This is a genomic window from Actinomyces respiraculi, from assembly GCF_014595995.2.
Taxonomy (GTDB): domain Bacteria; phylum Actinomycetota; class Actinomycetes; order Actinomycetales; family Actinomycetaceae; genus Actinomyces; species Actinomyces respiraculi.
In genome coordinates, this window is the sequence record NZ_CP063989.1 from 2,029,268 (window position 1) to 2,050,923 (window position 21,656).

At 72.1% G+C, this 21,656-nt stretch carries 22 protein-coding genes, 3 tRNA genes and 1 pseudogene; 9 read left to right on the forward strand and 17 right to left on the reverse strand.

Going from position 1 to position 21,656, the window contains the following annotated elements; genetic code table 11:
* The first annotated feature begins 65 nt into the window (after nucleotides 1–65).
* Nucleotides 66–2,762: a DEAD/DEAH box helicase gene (locus ID810_RS08445; RefSeq protein WP_243856614.1), complete on the forward strand. Its 2,697-nt coding sequence runs from the start codon at nucleotides 66–68 to the stop codon at nucleotides 2,760–2,762.
* 16 nt (nucleotides 2,763–2,778) lie between these two features.
* On the opposite strand, the gene ID810_RS12710 is transcribed toward ID810_RS08445, so the two are convergent.
* From ID810_RS12710 to ID810_RS08475, 6 genes and pseudogenes are all read right to left on the reverse strand, one after another.
* Nucleotides 2,779–3,408 (reverse strand): GNAT family N-acetyltransferase, encoded by a 630-nt coding sequence (locus ID810_RS12710; RefSeq protein WP_342355791.1) that lies wholly within the window; start codon nucleotides 3,406–3,408, stop codon nucleotides 2,779–2,781.
* Between the two features lie 170 nt (nucleotides 3,409–3,578).
* Nucleotides 3,579–3,731: pseudogene (locus ID810_RS12715) on the reverse strand (hypothetical protein); the annotation flags it as partial.
* A 163-nt stretch (nucleotides 3,732–3,894) separates the two neighbouring features.
* Nucleotides 3,895–4,278: a YccF domain-containing protein gene (locus ID810_RS08460; protein ID WP_166856700.1), complete on the reverse strand. Its 384-nt coding sequence runs from the start codon at nucleotides 4,276–4,278 to the stop codon at nucleotides 3,895–3,897.
* A 115-nt stretch (nucleotides 4,279–4,393) separates the two neighbouring features.
* The gene (locus ID810_RS08465) at nucleotides 4,394–4,810 is read right to left on the reverse strand and encodes a hypothetical protein (protein WP_166856698.1); all 417 of its coding nucleotides are present in this window, start codon (nucleotides 4,808–4,810) and stop codon (nucleotides 4,394–4,396) included.
* Entirely contained in the window at nucleotides 4,807–5,439 is a 633-nt protein-coding gene (locus ID810_RS08470; protein ID WP_166856696.1) for a hypothetical protein, read from the reverse strand. The genes ID810_RS08465 and ID810_RS08470 overlap by 4 nt, the downstream gene beginning before the upstream one ends.
* A gap of 87 nt (nucleotides 5,440–5,526) precedes the next feature.
* The gene (locus tag ID810_RS08475; RefSeq protein WP_166856694.1) at nucleotides 5,527–6,453 is read right to left on the reverse strand and encodes an ATP-grasp domain-containing protein; all 927 of its coding nucleotides are present in this window, start codon (nucleotides 6,451–6,453) and stop codon (nucleotides 5,527–5,529) included.
* Between the two features lie 205 nt (nucleotides 6,454–6,658).
* On the opposite strand from ID810_RS08475, the gene ID810_RS08480 reads away from it, so the two are divergent.
* From ID810_RS08480 to bcp, 4 genes are all read left to right on the forward strand, one after another.
* A tRNA-Lys gene (locus tag ID810_RS08480) sits at nucleotides 6,659–6,735 on the forward strand.
* A 36-nt stretch (nucleotides 6,736–6,771) separates the two neighbouring features.
* Nucleotides 6,772–6,848 (forward strand) — tRNA-Lys (locus ID810_RS08485).
* Between the two features lie 340 nt (nucleotides 6,849–7,188).
* A complete protein-coding gene (locus ID810_RS08490; protein ID WP_166856647.1) occupies nucleotides 7,189–7,353 on the forward strand; it encodes a hypothetical protein in 165 nt (54 codons plus the stop codon).
* A 213-nt stretch (nucleotides 7,354–7,566) separates the two neighbouring features.
* Nucleotides 7,567–8,043, forward strand: coding sequence for a thioredoxin-dependent thiol peroxidase (gene bcp, locus ID810_RS08495; RefSeq protein WP_166856692.1), 477 nt, complete (start codon nucleotides 7,567–7,569; stop codon nucleotides 8,041–8,043).
* A 90-nt stretch (nucleotides 8,044–8,133) separates the two neighbouring features.
* On the opposite strand, the gene ID810_RS08500 is transcribed toward bcp, so the two are convergent.
* A complete protein-coding gene (locus tag ID810_RS08500; protein WP_166856690.1) occupies nucleotides 8,134–9,261 on the reverse strand; it encodes a Gfo/Idh/MocA family protein in 1,128 nt (375 codons plus the stop codon).
* A gap of 81 nt (nucleotides 9,262–9,342) precedes the next feature.
* Here ID810_RS08500 and ID810_RS08505 point away from each other — a divergent pair.
* The 3 genes from ID810_RS08505 (at nucleotide 9,343) to rdgB (ending at nucleotide 10,997) form a co-directional block, all read left to right on the forward strand.
* A tRNA-Leu gene (locus tag ID810_RS08505) sits at nucleotides 9,343–9,427 on the forward strand.
* A 90-nt stretch (nucleotides 9,428–9,517) separates the two neighbouring features.
* The gene (gene rph / locus ID810_RS08510) at nucleotides 9,518–10,309 is read left to right on the forward strand and encodes a ribonuclease PH (protein WP_268916220.1); all 792 of its coding nucleotides are present in this window, start codon (nucleotides 9,518–9,520) and stop codon (nucleotides 10,307–10,309) included.
* Nucleotide 10,310: 1 nt separating this feature from the next.
* A complete protein-coding gene (rdgB, locus tag ID810_RS08515) occupies nucleotides 10,311–10,997 on the forward strand; it encodes an RdgB/HAM1 family non-canonical purine NTP pyrophosphatase (RefSeq protein ID WP_166856686.1) in 687 nt (228 codons plus the stop codon).
* Here the strand turns inward: rdgB and ID810_RS08520 are convergent.
* The 5 genes from ID810_RS08520 to clpS are packed head-to-tail and all read right to left on the reverse strand — an operon-like array spanning nucleotide 10,987 to nucleotide 14,288.
* A complete protein-coding gene (locus tag ID810_RS08520; protein WP_243856612.1) occupies nucleotides 10,987–11,571 on the reverse strand; it encodes a DUF3054 domain-containing protein in 585 nt (194 codons plus the stop codon). The genes rdgB and ID810_RS08520 overlap by 11 nt on opposite strands.
* Before the next feature lie 2 nt (nucleotides 11,572–11,573).
* A complete protein-coding gene (locus ID810_RS08525; protein WP_166856684.1) occupies nucleotides 11,574–12,404 on the reverse strand; it encodes an MBL fold metallo-hydrolase in 831 nt (276 codons plus the stop codon).
* A 48-nt stretch (nucleotides 12,405–12,452) separates the two neighbouring features.
* Complete coding sequence (gene murI, locus ID810_RS08530) at nucleotides 12,453–13,253, reverse strand: glutamate racemase (protein ID WP_218958477.1); 801 nt, start codon at nucleotides 13,251–13,253, stop codon at nucleotides 12,453–12,455.
* Nucleotides 13,254–13,284: 31 nt separating this feature from the next.
* A complete protein-coding gene (locus ID810_RS08535; RefSeq protein ID WP_166856681.1) occupies nucleotides 13,285–13,980 on the reverse strand; it encodes a DUF2017 family protein in 696 nt (231 codons plus the stop codon).
* Nucleotides 13,977–14,288, reverse strand: coding sequence for an ATP-dependent Clp protease adapter ClpS (gene clpS / locus ID810_RS08540; RefSeq protein ID WP_166856882.1), 312 nt, complete (start codon nucleotides 14,286–14,288; stop codon nucleotides 13,977–13,979). Before clpS ends, ID810_RS08535 begins: the two co-directional genes overlap by 4 nt.
* A 38-nt stretch (nucleotides 14,289–14,326) precedes the next feature.
* Between clpS and ID810_RS08545 the strand changes: the two genes are divergently transcribed.
* Nucleotides 14,327–15,736: a nicotinate phosphoribosyltransferase gene (locus ID810_RS08545; RefSeq protein ID WP_166856679.1), complete on the forward strand. Its 1,410-nt coding sequence runs from the start codon at nucleotides 14,327–14,329 to the stop codon at nucleotides 15,734–15,736.
* 15 nt (nucleotides 15,737–15,751) lie between these two features.
* On the opposite strand, the gene ID810_RS08550 is transcribed toward ID810_RS08545, so the two are convergent.
* The 5 genes from ID810_RS08550 to ID810_RS08570 form a co-directional block, all read right to left on the reverse strand.
* Nucleotides 15,752–17,569 (reverse strand): DEAD/DEAH box helicase, encoded by a 1,818-nt coding sequence (locus tag ID810_RS08550; RefSeq protein ID WP_166856678.1) that lies wholly within the window; start codon nucleotides 17,567–17,569, stop codon nucleotides 15,752–15,754.
* Nucleotides 17,566–17,952, reverse strand: a complete 387-nt coding sequence (locus ID810_RS08555; RefSeq protein WP_166856676.1) for a DUF3039 domain-containing protein — start codon at nucleotides 17,950–17,952, stop codon at nucleotides 17,566–17,568. The genes ID810_RS08550 and ID810_RS08555 overlap by 4 nt, the downstream gene beginning before the upstream one ends.
* Nucleotides 17,953–18,180: 228 nt before the next feature.
* Nucleotides 18,181–18,918 carry a glucosamine-6-phosphate deaminase gene (gene nagB, locus ID810_RS08560; protein ID WP_166856674.1) on the reverse strand — a complete coding sequence of 246 codons (738 nt, stop codon included), beginning with the start codon at nucleotides 18,916–18,918 and terminating at the stop codon, nucleotides 18,181–18,183.
* Between the two features lie 131 nt (nucleotides 18,919–19,049).
* Nucleotides 19,050–20,762: a transporter gene (locus ID810_RS08565; RefSeq protein ID WP_166856672.1), complete on the reverse strand. Its 1,713-nt coding sequence runs from the start codon at nucleotides 20,760–20,762 to the stop codon at nucleotides 19,050–19,052.
* Nucleotides 20,738–21,562 (reverse strand): ABC transporter ATP-binding protein, encoded by an 825-nt coding sequence (locus tag ID810_RS08570; RefSeq protein WP_166856670.1) that lies wholly within the window; start codon nucleotides 21,560–21,562, stop codon nucleotides 20,738–20,740. Before ID810_RS08570 ends, ID810_RS08565 begins: the two co-directional genes overlap by 25 nt.
* Nucleotides 21,563–21,656 lie beyond the last annotated feature (94 nt).

Below are 21,656 nucleotides of genomic sequence, written 5' to 3' on the forward strand. Positions count from 1 at the left end.
TGCCCTCCTCGCCGTCCGAATAGTCGTCAGGGGCCGGGCGGGGGGCCGTGTGGGAGCATGACCGCATGTCCTCGCCCGCCGCGCCCGCGCTCAACGTCATGCTCGACTCCCTCATCCCGGCCGATGACCCCGAGCGCGTGCCCGAGGCGGAGGAGACCTACCTTGCCTTCACCGAGTGGGCCGAGTCGACGGGCCGACCGCTCTACCCCCACCAGGACGAGGCGCTGAGCCAGATCCTCGACGGCCGCCACGTCATTGCCGCCACGCCGACGGGCTCGGGCAAGTCGATGATCGCGCTGGCGGCGCACACGGCCTCACTGGCGCGCGGTGGTCGCTCCTACTACACGGCGCCGCTCAAGGCGCTGGTCAGTGAGAAGTTCTTCGAGCTCGTGCGCCTGTTCGGCGCCGACAACGTCGGCATGGTCACCGGGGACACCGCGGTCAACGCAGCCGCACCGATCATCTGCTGCACGGCGGAGATCCTGGCGATGCAGGCGCTGCGCGAGGGCGCGCAGCTCGACGTCGACACGGTGGTGATGGACGAGTTCCACTACTACGCGGACCCGCAGCGCGGCTGGGCCTGGCAGGTGCCGCTGCTGGAGCTGCCTCAGGCCCAGATGGTGCTGCTGTCGGCGACGCTGGGGGACGTGTCCTTCCTCGTACGTGACATGGAGCAGCGCACCGGGCGGGAGGTCGCCGTCGTCGACGACGCCGAGCGGCCCGTGCCGCTGGAGATGGAGTACGTCGTGGAGTCCATCGGTGAGCTCCTCCAGCGGCTCGTGCAGCAGGGCAAGGCACCGGTCTACGTCGTCCACTTCTCCCAGAAGGAGGCGATCGAGAGGGCGACGGCGCTGCTGGGCGTGGACCTTGTGCCCAAGGAGCGCAAGGCGGCGGTGGCGGCGGCCCTGGGGTCCTTCCGCTTCGGTCCCGGTTTCGGCGCCACGCTCTCGCGGCTGCTGCGCTCGGGCATCGGCGTGCACCATGCCGGGATGCTGCCGCGCTACCGGCGGCTGGTGGAGCGTCTGGCTCGCAAGGGCCTGCTCAGCGTCATCTGCGGCACGGACACGCTCGGTGTGGGCATCAACGTGCCCATCCGCAGCGTCGTGCTCACGAGCCTGGTGAAGTTCGACGGAGCCAAGGAGCGTCACCTCACGGCCCGCGAGTTCCACCAGATCGCAGGGCGGGCGGGCCGGGCGGGCTTCGACACGCGCGGCTACGTCAGCGTGCAGGCACCCGAGCATGTCATTGAGAACGCCAAGGCCCTGGCCAAGGCGGGTGACGACGAGCGCAAGCGCCGCAAGATCGTGCGCAAGAAGGCGCCCGAGGGGCGGGTGAACTGGACGGACAAGACTTTTGAGCGGCTGCGCGACAGCGCCCCTGAGACACTCACGAGCCAGTTCCAGGTGACGACGACGATGGTGCTCAGCCTCATGGAGCGTCCCGGGGACCCGGTGGCCCACATGGCCCGCCTGTTGGAGCGGGTGCACTCGACGGCGTCGGACAGTCGCGCCAATGTGCGCCAGGCGGTGGCGATCTACGTGTCACTGCGCACCGCCGGCGTGCTCGAGCACGTCTCGAGCGCCCAGGCGGCCCGGGACGGGCGTCCCCGCCTGCGTCTGGCGGTGGACCTGCCCGACGACTTCGCGCTGCATCAGCCGCTGGCACCCTTCGCCCTGGCCGCCATGGATCTGCTGGGGGTGGACTCCCCCACGCACACGCTCGACGTCGTCAGCGTCGTCGAGGCGACCCTGGACGACCCGCGCCCGCTGCTGTACGCCCAGCAGCGTCAGGCCCGCGGCGAGGCGGTGGCAGCGATGAAGGCCGAGGGCCTGGACTACGACGAGCGGATGGCGGCCCTGGAGGAGGTCACCTGGCCGCGGCCGCTGGCCGAGCTGTTGGCCCCAGCGCTGGAGATGTACCGGCAGGCCAACCCGTGGGTCACCCCGTACGAGCTGAGCCCCAAGAGCGTCGTGCGCGACATGGTGGAGAACGCCATGACCTTCTCGGACCTCGTCTCGCGCTACGAGCTGGGCCGCAGCGAGGGCGTCATCCTGCGCTACCTCACGGACGCCTACCGGGCCCTGCGTCAGGTGGTGCCCGAGGAGCACCGCACGGAGGAAGTCGTCGCCGTCATCGACTGGCTCGGCACCCTCGTGCGAGCGGTGGACTCCTCCCTGCTGGACGAGTGGGAGGCCCTGGGCGCGGCCCAGGCCGGGCGGGCTGTTGAGGGCGCGGCCCTGCTCGACGGCGACCGGCCCGATGCGGACGACTCGAGCGGGGTGGAGCGGGCCTTCGGCGCGGACGCGGACGGCAAGGTCGCCTTCACCCGCAACCTGCATGCCTTCCGGGTAGCGGTGCGCCGGGAAATGTTCCGGCGGGTTGAGCTCATGGCCCGTGACGACGTCGAGGGCCTGGGGCGCCTGGACGGGGCCTCCGGATGGGACGCGCAGCGCTGGGACGAGGTGCTGGCCCGTTACTGGGACGAGTACGACTGGCTCGGGACGGACACGGCGGCGCGCGCCGTCGCCCTGGCGCCGCTGGACGAGGCGCCGGACGAGCAGACCCTGGCCGTCGCCGGGGTCTCCGAGCGGCTCATTGAGGCGCTGGACCGGTCGGGCCGTCGGGTGTGGCTGGCCGGGCAAGTCCTGGAGGACCCGGACGGCGACCACGACTGGCGGCTGACCGCCCTGGTGGACCTGGAGGCCTCGGACGAGGCCGAGCACGCCGTCATCCGCCTGCTGAGCGTCGGGCCGCAGGGCTGAGCCCCGCGTGCGCGGGTCAGGTCTCCCGCAGCGACTTGACGAAGTGGACGATCTGGTAGGCGCCCGCCGTGGTCCTGCCGGTCTCACGGTAGCCGTTGCGCGTGTAGAGACGGATGTTGGCGGCGCTGCGCTCGCCGGTGAACAACCGGATCTCCTGCGCACGGGGGTGCACGGACTCGGCATGACGCAGGAGGCGGGTTCCCACGCCCTGGCCCTGACGCTCGGGAGCGACGACGAGCCGCCCGAGCTCTACCGCGCCTCCGTTGCGCCGCAGGCGCACGGCCGCGATGAGGCGTCCGTGATCGCGGATACCGAGCGCCGTCACGTCGGGGTCGCCGAGCTCGTCGACGAGCTCCGTGAGAGTCTGCGTAAGTGGCGGAAGGCTGATGTCCTCGTGCGCCGCGGCCTCGGTGAGGTAGGCCGCCCGCTGGAGGGTGAGGATCTCGCCCGCGTCCTTGACGCCGAGTTCGATGATCGGCAGGTTGTCGCGACTGCTGACGGCGGGTGTGCGGGTACCGATGAGGCCGCGCAGCGCCGCCGTGTCGGCGGGCGTCGTGCGGCAGCAGCCGCCGATGAGCCGGGCCCGGCGTCGAGCCAGGCCCCGGCGAGCGCGGTGAAGCGCTCGCGTCCCGCGGCCGCCGTCCAGGTCTTCGACACGGGGTCGTAGACGTCGCCGGCGTTCGGGTAGACGACGAGCGGCTTGGAGGTGACGGCGTTGAGGACGCCCAGGGCGGGGGCCACGGTCTCGGGGGCCTCGCGCACGATGGCGAGCAGCGCGCGGGCCTCGTCGAGGCGGGGCTGGGTCTCGAGGGCGAAGACGCCGATCCCCTCCGCGGCGAGGACCTCGACGCGCGGGCGGTGGACGGCGTCGAAACGCGCCGCGACCGACGGGTCGAGCGGGTCGGAGACCCGGTAGTCGCCCGTGTACTCCGAGCCGTCGGCGAGGAAGGCGCCGAGCGGGCCCGCGATCCGGCGACGACGACGCGCTCACCGGGGTGGGCGGCCGTCCACGCCTCGGCGGCCCGCCGGGCGAGCCTGGCCGACGCGCCGATCGCCTCACGGGCCGCCTCCTGCGAGTCTCCGGCCTCGAGGAAGGCCTCGCCGCGACGACGCACCGGGGCCCGCACGGGGGTCAGAGAACGCCGCGACCGGACACGATCTGCTTGCCGAAGGGGAAGCAGGTGACGGGGATCATCTTGATGTTGGCGATCGCCAGCGGGATGCCGATGATGGTGACCGCCTGCGCGGCGGCCGTCGTGATGTGACCGATGGCCAGCCACAGCCCGGCGACGAGGAACCAGATGATGTTGCTGACCTCACTCATGGCGCCGGCCCCGGGGACGGGAACGACCTCCTTGCCGAAGGGCCACAGCGCGTAGCCGGCGATGCGGAAGCAGGCGACGCCGGCGGGGATCGTGATGATGAACAGGCAGGCGACGACGCCGAAGAACAGGTACCCCAGGAACAGCCAGAAGCCGCCGAAGATGACCCAGATGATGTTGAGCAGTGTGTTCACGTCGCCATGTCTACCCGACGGCGCCGTCGGCCGCCTCGTCCCAGGGGAGGAGGGCGGGTTCGCCCGAGGACGCGCTGGGCGACGGCGTCGGCGAATGGCGCGGGCCGCGCCCCCGTCACATCCACACCACGGCGAGGAGCCCACACGCTCCCGCCCAGGTGAGTGAGGCGAGCGTGCCGATGATGAAGCGTTCTGTCGAACCGGGGTTGTCGCGCAGGGCCGCCCACCGGCCCAAGCCCTTGACGGCGACGACGACGCCGATGGGCGCGGCATGACCGGCGAGGATCGCACCGGTGGTCGCCAGCCGCTCCAGCACACCGATCCAGGTACCTCCGCGCAGCACCGGGGAGACGGCCCCGTCCGGCGGGGACAGGACGGGGGCGCTCCGGCCCGCTGGTGTCGTGCCCCGCTGTCCCGGAGTCTCGGGCACGCGCGCCCACCGCAGGACGAGGGAGACCACGCCCCACCCGCCCAGGACGGACACGATGAGCGCCGCGCAGGTGACGAGCACGGTCACGACGGCGGGGCTCATGCGTGCGGTTCCTCGGCCACGGCGAGGGCCTCGGCCCTCGCCACAAGGTGAGCGACGGCGGGCAGCACGTCGATCTCCTCGTCGTAACCGGCTCCGATGCGGTGCTTGGAGACGGCCTGTCCGCTGACCCCGAGCCGGGCAGCGGCGTCCTTGCCGGTGAGCCCGTCGTCGAGGAGGGCCACAACGGCCTGCTGGGCGGGGGTGCGGGCGGTGATGACGGCGCCGAGCAGGCGGAGCACGGCCTGGGCGTCGGCGGCGGCCTCGGCAGCCGCCCGTGCCCCGCTGGCTGCCGCGGCCACGGCGCGCACCGCCAGGGAGACCCGCGCGCGCTTGGACGCCTCGACGGCCTCGCGGGCGGCAAGGAAGGCGGGACCCGAGCCCGTGCGCGAGCCGCCGTCGCCGAGCGCACCCCGCCCGACGCCGAGGCCTATGTGCCAGCCGCCGGCGGCCAGGGCACGGCGGGCAGCGGTCACGGCCGTGACGGCGTCGGGAACGACGCCCTGGAGCTCGTCACCGACGGTCCGCTCGAAGGCGGCCAGAACGGGCAGGTCCGCGAGCGCCCCAAGGATCTCGGGGACCCGGTCGGCACTGCTGCGCGACCCGATCTGATCGATGGTGAGGACGTACATGGCGTGAGAATCCCCCACCCCCAACACGAATCAACCTTTTACGGTTGACGGCGGACCAATCAACCTCAGAAGGTTGAGGCACCCTTGTCACCAGAAGACGCGCTGGGCGATGGCGTCGGCGAAGTTGGTCATCGCCTGAGGCGAGGAGGTGAGGTAGAGGCCGGCGTCGATGAGCGAGACCTCCATGAGGTAGAAGCCGCCCTCGCCGTCGGACACGACGTCGACGCGGTTGAACAGCAGCTGGATGTCACGCCTGGCGGTCTCCTTGATGACGCCGTGGATGGCCTTGCGCACGCGCTCACCCCACAGCCACTCCTGCTCGCTGGGCTCACGGGCGCGCACAATCTCCTCGTGTGCCTCCTCCTCGTCCGTGGAGCGGAAGGAGGGATGCAGCATGGGGGCCTTCTCCACGGCGTGGGACAGGACGCCGTTGAAATAGACCAGGGAGAGCTCGCCCTTGCGGTCGACCTCCTCGAGGTAGCGCTGGACCATGACAGTGCGCCCGCGGTGCAGGTGGTGCACGGCGTCATTGATGGCGTCGGCGCGCGAGCCGGCGTCCATAGCCGTGTAGCGCCCCGTGCCACGCCCCCCGGAGGACACCGCGGGCTTGACGACGAAGTCGCCGTAGGCCGGGAAGCGGGTGTGGAGCTGGTGCTTGGACAGCTGCTGCTCGGGCTCGAGCCAGGTCGTGGGGATCATGGGCACGCCGTAGGCGGCCATGCGCTGGAGGTAGTGCTTGTCGGAGTTCCAGCCGACCACGGAGGGGTGGTTGAGCAGTCGCGGCACCGACCGGCTCCACTCGAGGAAGGAGGCGTAGTGACGGCGCTTGGCGTAGTCGCGCACGGAACGCAGGACGACGATGCCGGCCTCATCCCAGTCGACGTCGGGGTCATTCCAGACGGCGACGCGCGGCTCAATCCCACGCTCACGCAGGGCGTCGGGCAGCCCCTGGTCATCGGCGTCGAGGTGGGGATAATCGGCACTGGTCGCGAGGGTCACGATCGGTTGGGTCACCGCACCACCGTACCGTGCCACGGGGGCGCGTGAGCCATAGTCAGAGCCCTGTCCCGCCACCAGTCGCATCCGGCCACCATCCCACCCCCGGGGGCTTGAGACTTCTCGCACACTTGAGCGGTTGTCGGCTCTCGGGATTGGACTCGGCGCCGCGGGCACCGTAAAGTCTTTCTCCGTCGCCGGGCGCTCGCGCCTGGAAGGACATGCCTCCTTAGCTCAGTTGGTTAGAGCACCTGACTCTTAATCAGGGTGTCCAGGGTTCGAGTCCCTGAGGGGGTACCACGGGTTCCACTCCCCGGAGTGGTTCCCACAACCAACGCCTCCTTAGCTCAGTTGGTTAGAGCACCTGACTCTTAATCAGGGTGTCCAGGGTTCGAGTCCCTGAGGGGGTACCACGCAAGGGTCGTCGTGCGAATAGTCGGGAAGGATCCTGATCCGCGTCACGACGTCGATTGGAGCTCTGCTCCTCCCCCACCCGCCGCTGGCACACCGTGAGACCGTTCACGGACACGTCGCCTGCCGGAATACCCGCGCTCACCGTGAGCGTTAATCCTTGCGTCGGTCGACGGGCCGCGCACTCACACCGCGCAACCCTCCCGACCACCAGCACCCGGCGCTCACCACGCAGCACCACCGGGTCGCCCCCCACAGCCCGCCGGGCCGCAGGACCGACCTGCACACACACCCGGCGTACGAAGGGCCCCTCGGGGCCACGAGGAAGAAGAAGGAATGATGATGAACACGAAGAACACTGAGGTCCCCCGCCAGGCTGCCGAGCGCGAGCTGAGCGCGGCCCAGGCCGAGCTGTCCTCTCTGGACGCTACCGCCTCCCCCTCCCGCCTGGAGCGCGCCCTGGAGCGCGTGAAGGCGGCGCGTAACGCCCTGGCCCTGGCCGCCTGAGGACGGGTGGGCACAACGCCCAACCACGCACACGCAGCGGGTCCCCGCTCCCACCGGGAGCGGGGACCCGCGCTCCGTCCCGCCCCACCGTCGGGCACAGCGTGCCGACGGCGACGAACGGGTTATCGTCTGAAGCCACCGCCCTGCCCACCGCCACTCAACTGCCCACAGCCTCTGCCCCACCCACAGACCGCTTAGCTGGAGGAGACCGAGATGCCCAGGCTCGCCGTCGGCGACACCGCCCCTGACTTCACTCTGACCGACGCCACCGGCTCCGAGGTCCGCCTGGCGGCCCTGCGCGAGAAGGCCGACCGCGGCGTCGTCGTCTACTTCTATCCGCGCGCCTCCACCCCCGGCTGTACGAAGGAGGCCTGCGACTTCCGCGACTCCCTGGCCGCGTGGCGCGCCGCAGGCTACGAGGTCGTCGGCATCTCACCCGACTCGCAGGCGGCGCTGGCCCGCTTCGCCGAGAAGGAGTCACTGCCCTTCCCACTGCTGTCGGACCCCGACCACGTCGTCATGGAGGCATGGGGCGCCTGGGGCGAGAAGAAGAACTACGGGCGCGTGGTCACCGGAGTCATCCGCTCCACCGTCGTCGTCGACGTCGAGGGCACGGTGACGCTCGCCTCCTACAACGTCAAGGCCACCGGGCACGTCGAGCGCCTGCGCACCCAGCTGGCGGTCGACTGAGCCGACCATCATGGTGTGGCGAGGCCCCGGGGTACGCCCCCGGGGCCTCGCCACGCTGTTGTCCTGCCGTGTCCTGGCGCAGCGGGCGGCTCACTCCCCTGGGAAGACGACGCCGAGCGCCTCGCGCACGTCGTCCATCATCATCATGACCTCAGCGGTCGCGAACCAGGGCATGACGCTCGACTCGGTGCGCCCACCCTTGACACAGCGAGCGACCTCCGCCACCTCGAACTGGAAGCCGCCGGGAACGGTGGCGTCCCACGCGACCGTGTCCACGCCGTCGGCTCCACAACGCGACAGGCTCACCGGAGCGGGGCGGTAGAACCACGAATCGAGGGTGAGCCGGGCCGTCGAGCCGATGACCTCCGCTGTGTTCTGGCCCGCGGCGTCCATGCCCGAGGAGGCGACGGCGATGAGGCCGTCGTAGCCCATGACGCTGACCTCCTCCAGGTCCAGGCCCTGGGCGTTGAGGCGGCCGGTGACGCTCTGGTTCAGGGGCACGCCGAGCATGGAGTGGATGAAGCTGAGCGGGTAGACGCCCAGGTCCAGCAGCGCGCCGCCGGCGAGCTCGGGGCTCGCCATGCGCTCGAGGTGGAGGAGGGACTGGAAGTGGTCGGCACGCACGTGGCGGATCTGGCCCAGGGCGCCTGAGGTCACGAGCCTATGAGTCAGACGGTGGCCGGGCAGGAAGCGCGTCCACATGGCCTCCATGGCGAACAGGCCGCGCTCGCGTGCCGTCTCGAGGACGCGCCGGGCCTGAGCGGTGTTGACGGTGAAGGGCTTCTCGACGAGGACGGGCTTACCGGCTTCGAGGGCCATGAGGGCGTGCTCGGCGTGAAAGGCGTGCGGGGTGGCGACGTAGACCGCCTCGACCTCGTCGTTGGTGACCAGCTCCTCGTAGGAGCCGTGGGCCCGGGCGGTGCCGCCCTTGGCGGTGGCGGGGCGGGCGTCGATGAAGGCCTGGGCCTTGTCGCGATCGCGCGAGCCGACGGCGGCGATGATGCCGGAGGAGAAGTTGGGGACGTCGGTGGCGAAGGTGCCGGCGATGGTGCCGGCACCGAGGATCCCCCAGCGCAGGGGCGGGGCGTCCTGGGGTTCGGGGACGTCGGTGGTCAGGTCGAAGGAGGCGCCGACGGCGTCCAGCGCCTCGGTGAAGGCCGCGGGCACGGACGGAAGGAGCTCGGTGGTGCGGGTGCCGGGTGCATCGGTGCGTGCCATGGCGCCAGCGTAGGCGGCCAATGTACGTGGGCGCGGGCTGAACGCCGTCGTCGATGCGCAGACGGTAGGGTGGGGCGCCGAGCGCGAGTGGCGGAATTGGTAGACGCCCCAGATTTAGGTTCTGGTGCCTTCGGGCGTGAGGGTTCGAGTCCCTTCTCGCGCACCAGGACGGCCGCCGGGCAACCCGCCGTCGGCAGTCCGACCCCGGCGCGCACCGCCCCACATGAGGCCACCTGGCAGCCGGTACCCTGAGCCGGTGACCACCACCGATTTCACCCGCAAGGACGGGCGCGCCACCGATGAGATGCGCCCCGTCACCATCACCCGACGCTGGCAGGAGCACGGGGAGGGCAGCGTCCTCGTGGAGTTCGGCCGCACGCGCGTCCTGTGCGTCGCCTCCTTCACCGAGGGCGTGCCTCGCTGGCGCAAGGGCAGCGGCGAGGGCTGGGTGACCGCCGAGTACGCCATGCTGCCCCGGGCCGGCAGCGAGCGCAGCGGCCGCGAGTCCGTGCGCGGCAGGGTCGGCGGGCGCACCCACGAGATCTCCCGCCTCATCGGCCGGGGCATGCGCGGTGTCATCGACGTCGCCGCCCTCGGGGAGAACACCATCGCCCTGGACTGCGACGTCCTCCAGGCCGACGGCGGCACCCGCACCGCCGCCGTCACCGGCGCCTACGTCGCCCTGGCCGACGCCGTCGCCTGGGGCACCGAGCGAGGCCTCATCAAGCCCCGAGCCGGGCGGCCCGTGCTCGCCGACTCCCTGTCCGCCGTCAGCGTCGGCGTCATCGACTCCGTGCCCTGCCTCGACCTTCCTTACGAGGAGGACGTGCGCGCCCACACGGACATGAACGTCCTGCAGACCGGTGCCGGGCGCTTCATCGAGGTCCAGGGCACCGCCGAGCACGCCCCCTTCAGCCGTGACGAGCTCGACGCGCTCCTCGACCTGGCCACCACCGGCAACGCCCGGCTCGCCGAGCTTCAGCGCCGTGTGCTCGACGGGCCCGCCGACCATCCGTTCACGGTCCGCTCCACCGACCCGCAGGCCTGAGATGACCACCGCCTCCCCCCGTCCCGCCGTCGGCGCGGTGCCCGAGGGTGCCCGCCTCGTCCTGGCCACGCATAACCGGGGCAAGCTCTCCGAGCTGCGCGCCGTCCTTGCGCCGCTGGTGCCCGGACTCGCCCCCGAGCAGATCATCTCGGCCGCTGAGCTCGACGTGCCCGAACCGGTGGAGGACGGCCTGACCTTTGCCGCCAACGCCGAGATCAAGGCTCGGGCACTGGCCGAGGCCACGGGGCTTCCGGCCGTCGCCGACGACTCGGGTCTGTGCGTCGATGTGCTCGGTGGCGCGCCCGGGATCTTCTCCGCACGCTGGTGCGGCCGCCACGGCGAGGACGCGGCCAACCTCAGGCTCCTGCTGGACCAGATCAGCGACGTCGCCGACCCCCACCGCACGGCGCACTTCACCTGCGCGGCCGTCCTGGTGGTGCCCGACGGCAAGGCCGACGGCGCCGTGACAGTCGTCGAGCGCACGATGGAGGGTCGTCTGCTGCGCGAGCCCGTCGGCGACGGCGGCTTCGGCTACGACCCGATCTTCGTGCCGGTGCAGGAGGATGCGCCGGGCGCCCTGGGTCGCACGACGGCGCAGATGAGTGCGGTGGAGAAGAACACGATCTCTCACCGGGGGCGGGCCTTCAGGGACCTGTCCCCCGTCCTTGCCGCCCTGCTCACCCGCTGAGCCCGGGGTTGGTCACCGCCTCAGGTGGCTCGCCGTCGGGCCCCGGCGCCTCCTTGGCAGCCTGGCCGGCCTGCGCCTCCTGAGCATCCCGGGCGGCCTGGGCGTCCAGCCTGCGCTGGATGGGCTTCGGGACCAGCGACTCCTGGGCCTTGACGTAGCCGTACACCCAGCGCCAGCCGCCCTGGGCAACGAGCAGGAACACGGCCAGCACCAGCCACACGCCCGCCACGCCCCCACCCGCCAGCAGCCGCAGGCCCAGCCACACGAGCCAGGTGACGCCCACCACCGTCAACCCGTCACGGTCGGCGGCCTCCAGGTGGTCCTGCGGGCGCACCATGCCCCACGCCACCAGCCAGGCGACCACCGTCGCCACGACGCCGTGCACCATCATCTCGGGCAGCAAGGACAGGTCGTGCACGGAGGCCGCCACGAAGGCCGCGACAAGCACCACGCTCACAAGGTCCGCCGGGGGCACCAGCCACCAGCGTGTGCGGCGCCCGCGCGTCCACGGACGGTCCGGGCCGTCCGGAACCGGCGGTGTGAAGGAGATGCGGCGTGGTGCCCGGCCCGCCATGCTCAGATCTCCCAGGTCGCGCCCGCCGTCGCCGCCTCGAGCGGCCCCTCGTAGGCGAGGGCCGCATTGCGCAGCGGGATGCGGTGCTCGGTCCACGGCTGGATGTGGGTGAGGACCAGCTGGCCGACGGGACGCCGGGGCACCTCGCCGGCCGTCCCCGCAGCGAGCTGGCCCGCCCGCTTGCCCGTCAGGTGCATGCCCCGCACCGTGTCACGGCCCTCGACGAAGGCCGCCTCGGAGAGCAGGAGGTCGACGCCGTCGGCCATCGCGCAGATCGACTCGCACAGGTCCGTGTCCCCCGTGAAGGCCAGCGAGACCGTCCGGCGCTCCCCCTCGGGCCCCACCTGCTCGCTCGGCCCCTCGATCCGGTAGCCGTAGGCCTCCACCGGGTGCATCGCGGTGTAGGGGGTGATCATCATGGGGCCCACCTGGAAGGACTCGCCCGCCACGGCGGTGCGGAAGTCGAACTCGGAGGCGTAGGTCTCCGTCTCATCCGTGCCGTCCACGCCGCTCAGCCGGTGCAGCAGCTCGCTGGGGCCCACGGTCAGCACGGGGCCCAGCGCGCCGGCGGGGTGCCAGCGCCGGTAGACATGCATCCCGACCATGTCGGCCATGTGGTCGGCGTGGCAGTGGGAGATGAGCAGGGCATCGAGGTCCGCCGGGTCGAGGTAGCGCAGCAGCTGCCCCATGGAGCCGGCGCCAAGGTCAAGGACCACCGAGTAGATGAGCTCCTCGCCGTCCTGGCCGACCTCGCTCGCCTGCACGAGGTAGGACGAGGCCGCGGCTGTCGGACCGGACATGCTTCCGGTGCATCCGATGACGGTGAGCTTCATAGGTGGTCCTTGCTGCCGGGGCGCGGGAACAGAAGAAGGGGCGGGGACTCAGCCGGCTTCGGGCGCGCAGGCGCGCGTGACGCGAGCAACCTCAGGGCCGAGGAAACGGCGGGCGAGGACGGCGAAGGCGTCCGGGTCGCCCGTCGCCCGGAACTCGTGGACGGGGGCGGATGCCGTGGCGTCACGCAGAAGGTCACGCCTGGCCAGCTCGCGGTAGACGTCCTTGGCGGTCTCCTCGGAGGAGGTGACCAGGGTCACGTCCTCCCCCATGACGTAGGAGATGGCGCCGGACAGCAGCGGGTAGTGCGTGCAGCCCAGGATGAGGGTGTCGACCTCGGCGGCGCGCAGCGGGTCGAGGTAGCCGTGGGCGACCTCCAAGACCTCCGGCCCGGTGGTCGTGCCGCGCTCGGCGAGCTCGACGAAGCGCGGGCAGGCGGTTGACAGCAGCTCGACGCCCGGCACGGAGGACAGGGCGTCGTCGTAGGCGCGTGAGTCGACGGTGCCCTGGGTGGCGATGAGCCCGACGCGGCCGTTGCGGGTCACGCGGACGGCGGCCCGGGCCGCGGGGTGGATGACCTCGACGACGGGCACGCCGCGCCCGCGCGTGTAGCGGGCGCGGGCGTCGTGCAGGACGGCGGCGGTGGCAGTGTTGCAGGCGATGACGAGCATCTTGACGCCGGAGTCGACGAGCTCGTCCATGACGTCCAGGGCGAGCTCGCGGACCTCCTCAATGGGGCGCGGCCCGTAGGGGGTGTGCGCGGTATCCCCGATGTAGAGGATCTGCTCCCCGGGGAGCTGGTCGATGACGGCGCGTGCCACGGTCAGTCCGCCGACGCCTGAGTCGAAGATCCCGATGGACGCGTTTTCCACGCTCCCGAGACTAGGCGGGGCCCTCACCCACCAGCAGCACGGCCAACAGTGATTCCTGCCACCAGGTGAGCATGTCGTAGGACATGGCCAGGCTGCGTCGGCGGCGGGCCTCGTCTGCCTCGTCGTCGGGCACCGGCTGCCAGGCGAGGTCCTGAATGTCCTGGGCGCCGTCGGCGTCCTCGATGCCGAGCCGTTGGGCAATGACAAGGCGCACATCGTTGACGGCTGCCAACCACTCGCCCTCGCCTCCCCGGCGCACGAGAACCTCCCCGTCGGTCCCGGTGGGCTCCAGGAGCTCGGAGACGACGTCGGCCAGCCGGCTGTGTTTGAGAGTGCGCAGGCGCTGGCGGTTCATGGCCGAGACCTCGACGGCGACCTCGGGGTCCTCACTCGCCTCCGGCAGCAGGACCTCCAGCAGGGTGGCGATGTCCACGTGCAGGTGCCTCGTCTCCGGTGGGGCGTCGCCGTCTAAGACCGGGGTGGCGGGGCCGTGCGGCGGGGTGTCGAAGTCGAGGGCGGCGAGGACGGCCTCGTCGTCGGCGCTGCTCCCACCCTCCTGACCGGTGCCGCCGACGGCCGTGGTCTCGAGCGGGCCCTCGGCGGCGAGGACGGCGCCGACCTGCTCGAACAGGCCGGCCAGGTACTCGCGCTCCCAGATCGACAGCCGGCTCTGCCAGCCGCGCTCGGCCGTCTCAAAGCCCCTCACTGCACGGCCTCGTCGGGGGCGGCCGGCTCGATGGTGGCACGCAGCCCGTAGGAGTGCATCGCGGCGACGTCCACCTCCATGCGCTCGCGCGGCCCCGTGGAGACAACGGCGCGCCCGGTGGTGTGCACCTGCATCATGCGGTGCTCGGCGAGGGCGGTGGGCAGGGCGAAGTAGGTGCGGAAGACCCACACGACGTAGTCCATCGTGTTGACCGGATCGTCGTGGACGACGGTGCGCCACAGGTGCAGGGGCACGGTGCGCGCGTCCTGGCGCGTGTCCGGTGAGACGACGGGCGCGGTGAGGCACATGGTTCCCAGCGTAATGGCGCTCACGCTAGGTTGGTGTCATGACCACTCAGCCCGCGCAAGCGAACGCTGCGCGCACCACCCCCACGGCCTCCCCCACGACGTCGCTACTGACGGACATGTACGAACTCACCATGCTCCAGGGCGCGCTGCACTCGGGTACGGCCGAGCGGCGCAGCGTCTTCGAGCTCTTCGGGCGCACCCTGCCCGCCTCGCGGCGCTTCGGCGTCGTGGCCGGCACCGGGCGCCTGCTCGACGCCATCAAGCGCTTCACCTTCACGGCGCAGCAGATCGACTTCCTGCACGCCCAGAAGGTGGTGGACGACGACACCCTCGACTTCCTGCGCGACTTCCGCTTCACGGGCACGATCCGCGGCTACGCCGAGGGAGAGTGCTACTTCTCCGGCTCACCGCTGCTGACGGTGGAGGGAACCTTCGCCCAGGCCTGCATCCTGGAGACGCTGGCACTGTCGATCTACAACTACGACTGCGCGGTGGCCTCGGCCGCCTCGCGGATGACGATCGCCGCCCACGGGCGCCCCTGCGCGGACTTCGGTGCGCGCCGGGCCCACGAGCGGGCGGCGGTCTCCGCGGCCCGTGCCGCCGTCGTCGGAGGCTTCACGGCCACGAGCAACCTGGAGGCGGGCCTGCGCTATGGCATCCCCACCGTGGGGACCTCGGCGCACTCCTTCACCCTGCTGCACGACACGGAGGAGGAGGCCTTCGCCGCTCAGGTGGCGGCGCTGGGGCCGGGCACGACGATCCTCGTGGACACCTACGACATCGCCCAGGGCATCGAGAGGGCCGTGAGGGCGGCGCGCGCGGTCGGCGGCGAGCTGGGCGCGGTGCGCCTGGACTCGGGTGACCTGGTGGCGGAGGCCTTCAAGGCCCGCGCCCAGCTGGACGCCCTGGGGGCGACCTCGACGCGGATCACGGTGACCAACGACCTGGACGAGTACGCGATCGCGGCGCTGGGCGCCGCCCCGGTGGACTCCTACGGCGTGGGCACCAAGCTCGTCACCGGCTCGGGGCGGCCCACGGCGGCCCTGGTGTACAAGCTGGTGGAGCGGGCGGATGACGACGGCGTCATGCAGGAGGTCGCCAAGTTCTCCCAGGGCGGCAAGGCGACGGTCGGCGGGCGCAAGTGGGCCGGTCGCGTCGTGGACGCCTCGGGCCGAGCGGCTGAGGAGCTCATCGTCTCGGCGCGTGAGAGCACCGAGGCGCTGGCGGCCCTGGGGGCGGCGGGGGCCCGTCCGCTGCAGGTGGACCTCGTGGTCGACGGCGTCATCCAGGAGGAGCACCGCGGCCCTGAGGGGCTGGCGGCGGCGGCTGAGCGTCACCGGGTCTCGCGGGCCGAGCTGCCTTACGAGGCGTGGCGCCTGAGCGAGGGTGAGCCGGCGGTGCCCACGCGTCACCTCGACCTGGACGGCCGTCAGGTCCTGCGCGGCTGACACGCCCGCCGGGCCTCAGCGTTTGCCGACGAACCAGCGGCGCAGGGTCTGCACCCGCTTCTCAATCTCCTCCGTGGAGGCCTGGGCCACCTCGGGGCCGCCGCACACGCGGCGCAGGTCGTTGTGGACAACGCCGTGGGGCTGGCCGGAGCGGCGCGCCCAGGCGGCGACGAGCTGGGAGAGCTCCTTGCGGGCGGCCTGGCGCCTGCGGGCGTCGTCGACCCCGGAGTTGGCCCGGCGCTGGGCAGCGGCGGCCGACTGCTGCTTCTGCGCCCGGATCTGCTTGTCCTGGCGCTGGCGCAGCAGGGCGGTGACCTGCTCGGGCTCGAGCAGGCCGGGCAGCCCGAGGTACTCCTGCTCCTCGACACTGCCGACGACGGCGCCGGTGCCGAACTCGCCGCCATCGAAGAGGACCCGGTCGAACTCGGCGGTGGACTCCATGGCCTCGAAGGCGCCGAAGAGGTCGTCGGCGGCCTTCTCCTCCCGATTCGCCTCGGCAATCAGGCGGTCCTCGGGGTAGCGCAAGAGGTCGTCCTCGTTCGAGCGGGGGCGGCCCAGGACGTGGTCGCGGGCAACCTCCATCTCGTTGGCCAGTCCCAGCAGGGGCGTGACGGAGGGCAGGAAGACGCTGGCGGTCTCGCCCCGGGCACGTGCGCGCACGAAGCGTCCCACGGCCTGGGCGAAGAACAGCGGCGTGGAGGTGGAGGTGGCGTAGACGCCAACGGCCAGGCGGGGCACGTCCACGCCCTCGGAGACCATGCGCACCGCCACGAGCCAGCGATCACGCGAGGCGGAGAAGGCCTCGATGCGGCTGGAGGCGCCGGAGTCGTCGGACAGGACGACGGTGGGGGCCTGGCCGGTGATGGCCCGCAGCTGTGCGGCGTAGGCGCGGGCGCGCGCCTGGTCGGTGGCGATGACGAGGCCGCCGGCGTCGGGCACCTGGCGGCGCACCTCGCTCAGGCGCTGGTCGGCGGCGGCGAGCACGGCCGGGATCCACTGCCCGGCGGGGTCGAGGGCGGTGCGCCAGGCCTGGGCCTCAAGGTCCTTGGTCAGCGGCTCGCCCAGGCGTGCGGCGACCTCGTCGCCGGCCCGGGTGCGCCAGCGCATCTGCCCGGAGTAGGTCATGAACATCACCGGCCGCACGACGCCGTCGCGCAGGGCCTCGGCGTAGCCGTAGGAGTAGTCGGCGTGGGAGCGCTTGATGCCGCCGGGCTCCTCGTCGTAGCGCACGAAGGGGATCGGGGACTCGTCGGAGCGGAAGGGGGTGCCGGTCAGGGCCAGGCGTCGGCGGGCAGGGGTGAAGGCCTCGCGCACGGCGTCGCCCCAGCTCCTGGCATCACCGCCGTGGTGGATCTCGTCGAGGATGACGAGGGTGCGGCGGGCGTCGGTGCGGGCGCGGTGAAGGTTGGCGTTGGCGGCCACCTGCGCGTAGGTCAGGGCCACGCCGTCGAAACGGGAGCCGAGCGCCCCCTGGGAGTTGGTGTAGGAGGGGTCGAGGTGGATGCCGACTCGGGCGGCGGCCTCGGCCCACTGGTACTTCAGGTGCTCGGTGGGGGCGACGACGGTGACCTGGTGGACGTCGCCGCGGCTGAGCAGCTCGGTGGCGATGCGCAGGGCGAAGGTCGTCTTGCCTGCGCCGGGGGTGGCGACGGCGAGGAAGTCCTCGGGCATGGAGGACAGGTAGGCGTCCAGGGCTTCGGCCTGCCAGGCGCGCAACGACCCCGCCGTGCCCCAGGCGGCACGCCGCGGGTAGGCCGGCGAGAGGTTCTCGGCGGCGAAGATCGAGGGCTGGGTGGGGTGTCCTGCTGCCTTGGAGCCGCGCGCGGGACTCACTGACCACCCCGGCCGAAGGGGAAGTGGGGTCGACGCGGGCCCTTGGAGCCGTCGGAGCCGCCGTCCTTCATCTTCTCGTAGATCTGCTTGCAGGTGGGGCACACGGGGTAGCGCGACGGGTCGTGGCCGGGGGTCCACACCTTGCCGCACAGGGCGACGACGGGGCGTCCGGTGGCTGCTGCTGCGGCGATGCGGTCCTTGCGCACGTAGTGGGCGAAGCGGTCGGCGTCGCCGTCGTCGGTGCTGAGCAGCTCCTCACGCTCGAGGACGGCGGTGCCGGTGGAGGCCCCGGTGGAGGGGTCCGAGAGCGGGCGGCCGGGCTCGCTGGGGCCGCTGGGGGCGTCCGTACTGGCCACGGGGGGCGTCGTGAGGTGCTGGCGCATACGTTCCAGTGTAGGCCGGGGCGCTGGGGGTGCCCCCGGGCGGGTGCTGTGGTTCTTCTCCCGCCGACGACGCCGCCCCCGCCGGTCCCGCCGAGCCCGCTTGCCCATCCACAAGACCCGGCATGGAGTCCGACGACGGCGAGGGGCCACCTCCGGTTGGGAGGCGACCCCTGGCGGGTGGACGGGGGCCCGCGGGTCCCTGAGCGGGGCGGGCGCGACGCCGTCGGATCAGTGCGTGCTCAGCAGGCCGGCGGCCGCCGGGTCGACGAGGACGAGGGCGTCCGCGTGGTTCTGCATGACGGTGGCGGGCCACTCGGCGCTGACCTCGCCCTCGACGAGCTGGCGCACGGCCTCGGCCTTGTTCTCACCGGTGGCGATGAGGACGAGCGTGCGGGCCTTCATGATGGTGCCCAGCCCCTGGGTGATGCAGTGCGTGGGGACGGCGTCGATGTCGCCGTCGAAGAAGCGGGCGTTGTCGCGGCGGGTCTGCTCAGTCAGGACGTCGATGTGGGTGGAGGAGTCGAGGGGCCCACCGGGCTCGTTGAAGCCGATGTGGCCGTCGGCGCCGATGCCCAGGATCTGCAGGTCGCAGTAGCCGGCGGCGGCCATCGTGGCCTCGTACTCGTCGCAGGCGGCCTGGAGGTCGGGGTTGAGGGCGTCGGGGCCGTGGAGGGCGCCGGGGCGCATGTCGACGCGCGAGCGCAGGTTGCGCTCCATGAAGGTGGCGTAGCGCTCGGGGTGGCCCTCGGGCAGGCCGACGTACTCGTCGAGCATGAAGCCGGTGACGTCCTTGAAGGAGATCCGGCCCGCCTCGCAGCGGCGCGTGAGCTCGTCGTAGAGCGGCAGCGGGCTGGAGCCGGTGGCGGTCCCCAGGACGGCATCGGGCTTAGTGGTGAGCAGCTCCTCGATGGCGTCAGCGGCCCGCTCGGCGATCTGCTCGGCGGTGTCCAGGACGATAAGCTCCATCTGTTCTCCCTTGGGGGTTCGGGTCCATGGCGGCGTGCGCCGGTGCGCCTCGGTGCGCAGGTCCAGCATACCCACCGTACGCGTGAGACATCTGACGTCTGTAGGGTCGTCCTCGTGTGGCCCGGACCGCCTCAGCGGACCTCCTCGTGCCCGGGCCAGGAGCGGATCGTGGTGAGCACCCGCGGCCCCCGCTCATCGAGGTACCGGCCTCCCAGGACGATGCCGCCCCAGGTGGCGCCCGCTGCCCACAGCAGGCCGCCCGCGAGGACGAGCCACCCCCACGCCCACATCCCGCTCACCGCCGTGACGGCAAAGCCCGCGACGACGGGGGCAGTCATGAAGCCGATGATGACGAAGCCGACGATCTGGACCAGGGCGGCAATGAAGGCCGTGCCGGAGGTGCGCGACTTCATCAGGCTCTCCCCCGGCGCGTTCATCTCGTAGAGCACGAGCACGCTCATGACGCTCGACCAGGCGTAGGCGCAGCCCATGACGGCGACGCTGAGCCCCAGCACAGCCGGCAGGATGTCCCACCGTCCACTCGCCCCGGCACCGAGGCAGGCCACGACCACCACCAGGGGCACCTGCCACAGGGCCGCGGCGACCACACGCCCCAAGCGGTCGTTGCGCCCGCTCAGCCCGGCCGACACGTGCTGCCACAGGGCAGTGGAGTCGAAGGCGAGGTCGTTGTGCAGACCCCAGCCGCACATGAGCGCGAGGAAGACGGCCCCGGCGAGCACGGCCGGTGGCGCCTCGCCCCAGGACAGGACGCGCCCGAAGGAGATCGTGGTGCCGCCCCCACTCAGGGCGGCCTGCCGGCTGCCGAGGAAGGCGACGGTCAGGATGGCCGGGACGAAGACCAGCGCGACCGCCTGGGCCAGGTAGCGGGGGTCGGAGCGCCAGTAGCGCAGGCACCGGGTGGCGACGGCGGCCGCGGCAGAGGGCATGAACCGTGCGAGGCGCGCGTGCCACGCCAGGGCTCGCACCGCCCCGGTGCTGCGCTGCCCGGCGCTCTCGTAGGAGCGAGCCCGGGCCGAGGCGCGGGCGGGCCCCGTCATTACGCGCCGGGTCACCCGCTCCCAGGCGGGCAGGAGCGCGAGGGGCACGATGACGGACCCGAGGGCCAGGGCCACGGCGGGCAGCACATGCCCCTGGGCGAGGTAGCCGGGGGCCGCAGCCGCCCAGCCGACGGGGGTCAGGCCCACCCCGACCGCGCCCGTGCGCAGCGCGGCCAGCAGGCCGTCCGGGTCGTCGAGGCTCAGGTTGGACAGCAGCGAGGGCAGCGTGGCGATGGCGAGGATCGCGAGCATGCCGACGACACCCGCCAGCTCGCGTCCGCGGCGGGACTGGGACACACCCGCCCCGATGACGATGACGCGGCCGAGCAGGACGCAGGTGGCGAGCAGGGCGGGCGCGAGCACGAGGGAGAGCAGGGCGGCGCCCACCTCGCCGGCGAGCGCCCACACGAGCGCCGGCAGCAGCGTCCCCAGGGCGGTCAGGACGCCAGTGATGCCACAGGCCGCGGCCACGGCCAGTCCCCGCGACAGCGAGCGCGAGGGCGCGATCCAGGCGGCCATGGCGCGCGGGTCGAGCGTGGCGTCCACACCGGTGAACAGGAGTGGGACGAGGGTCCAGCCCAGGACCGTCAGCGCTCCGACGCCGGCGAGAACCTGGGCGATGACGTCGACGGGCGCCTGCCCCAGGGCGACGGTGCCGAACAGGAGCAGCCCCAGGAACCCGATCCCGTAGATGGCGCCGATGACGGTAGCGATGAGCGCCCACACGTTGCGCGAGAGCGCGTTGAGGGTCAGGCGCCACCTCAGACGGACGAGGGTCGCAACCACGACAGCTCCTCCCGGGTGGCGGGGGCTCCCACGAGCTGGGCGAAGCGGGTGTCGAGGTCCATGCCGGCGGCTACCTCCCCGGTGGTGCCCGCGGCCAGGACGCGCCCGTTGTGGATGACGGCCACGTGGGTGCAGAAGCGCTGGACGGTGGCCATGACGTGGCTGGAGATGACGACGGTTCCCCCGGAGGCGGCGAAGTCGGTGAGCAGCGCCTGGATGGTCTGGGCGGAGACGGGGTCGACGGCCTCGAAGGGCTCGTCGAGGACGAGCACAGCGGGTGAGTGGACGAGGGCGCAGGCGAGGTGGACCTTCTTGCGCATACCGGCGGAGTAGTCGGTGACGAGGGTGGTGCCGGCCTCCCACAGGCCCAGGACGTGCAGGAGCTGGGTGGCGCGCTCGATGACGGTCTCGCGGTCCAGACCCCTCAGGAGCCCGGCGTAGGTGACGAGGTCGAGGCCGGAGAGGCGGTCGAAGGTGCGCAGCCCGTCGGGCAGGACGCCGAGCTGGGCCTTGGCGCGGGCGGGCTCGGCCCAGACGTCGATGCCGTGGACGAGGACGCGTCCGCCGTCGGGCACCAGCAGCCCCGTGGCCATGGACAGGGTGGTGGTCTTGCCCGCACCGTTGGGGCCGACGACGCCGTAGATGGAGCCCGTGGGCACGGCCATCGTCAGGGTGTTGACGGCGATCTTCTGACCGAAGGCCTTGCTCAGGTCCTGGCACAGGAGGGCAGGCACGTTCCCGGGGGCGTCGGGTGCTGACGGCGGGCGGAAGACAGACGACGAGGTGTCGGTGCTGGACATGGCCTCATCCTAGGGAGAGGGGGCCGCGAGCACCTCATCCGCCAGAAGGAATCGGGGCACTCCTGGCGGAGGAGAGGCCGGACCTGGCCGCACT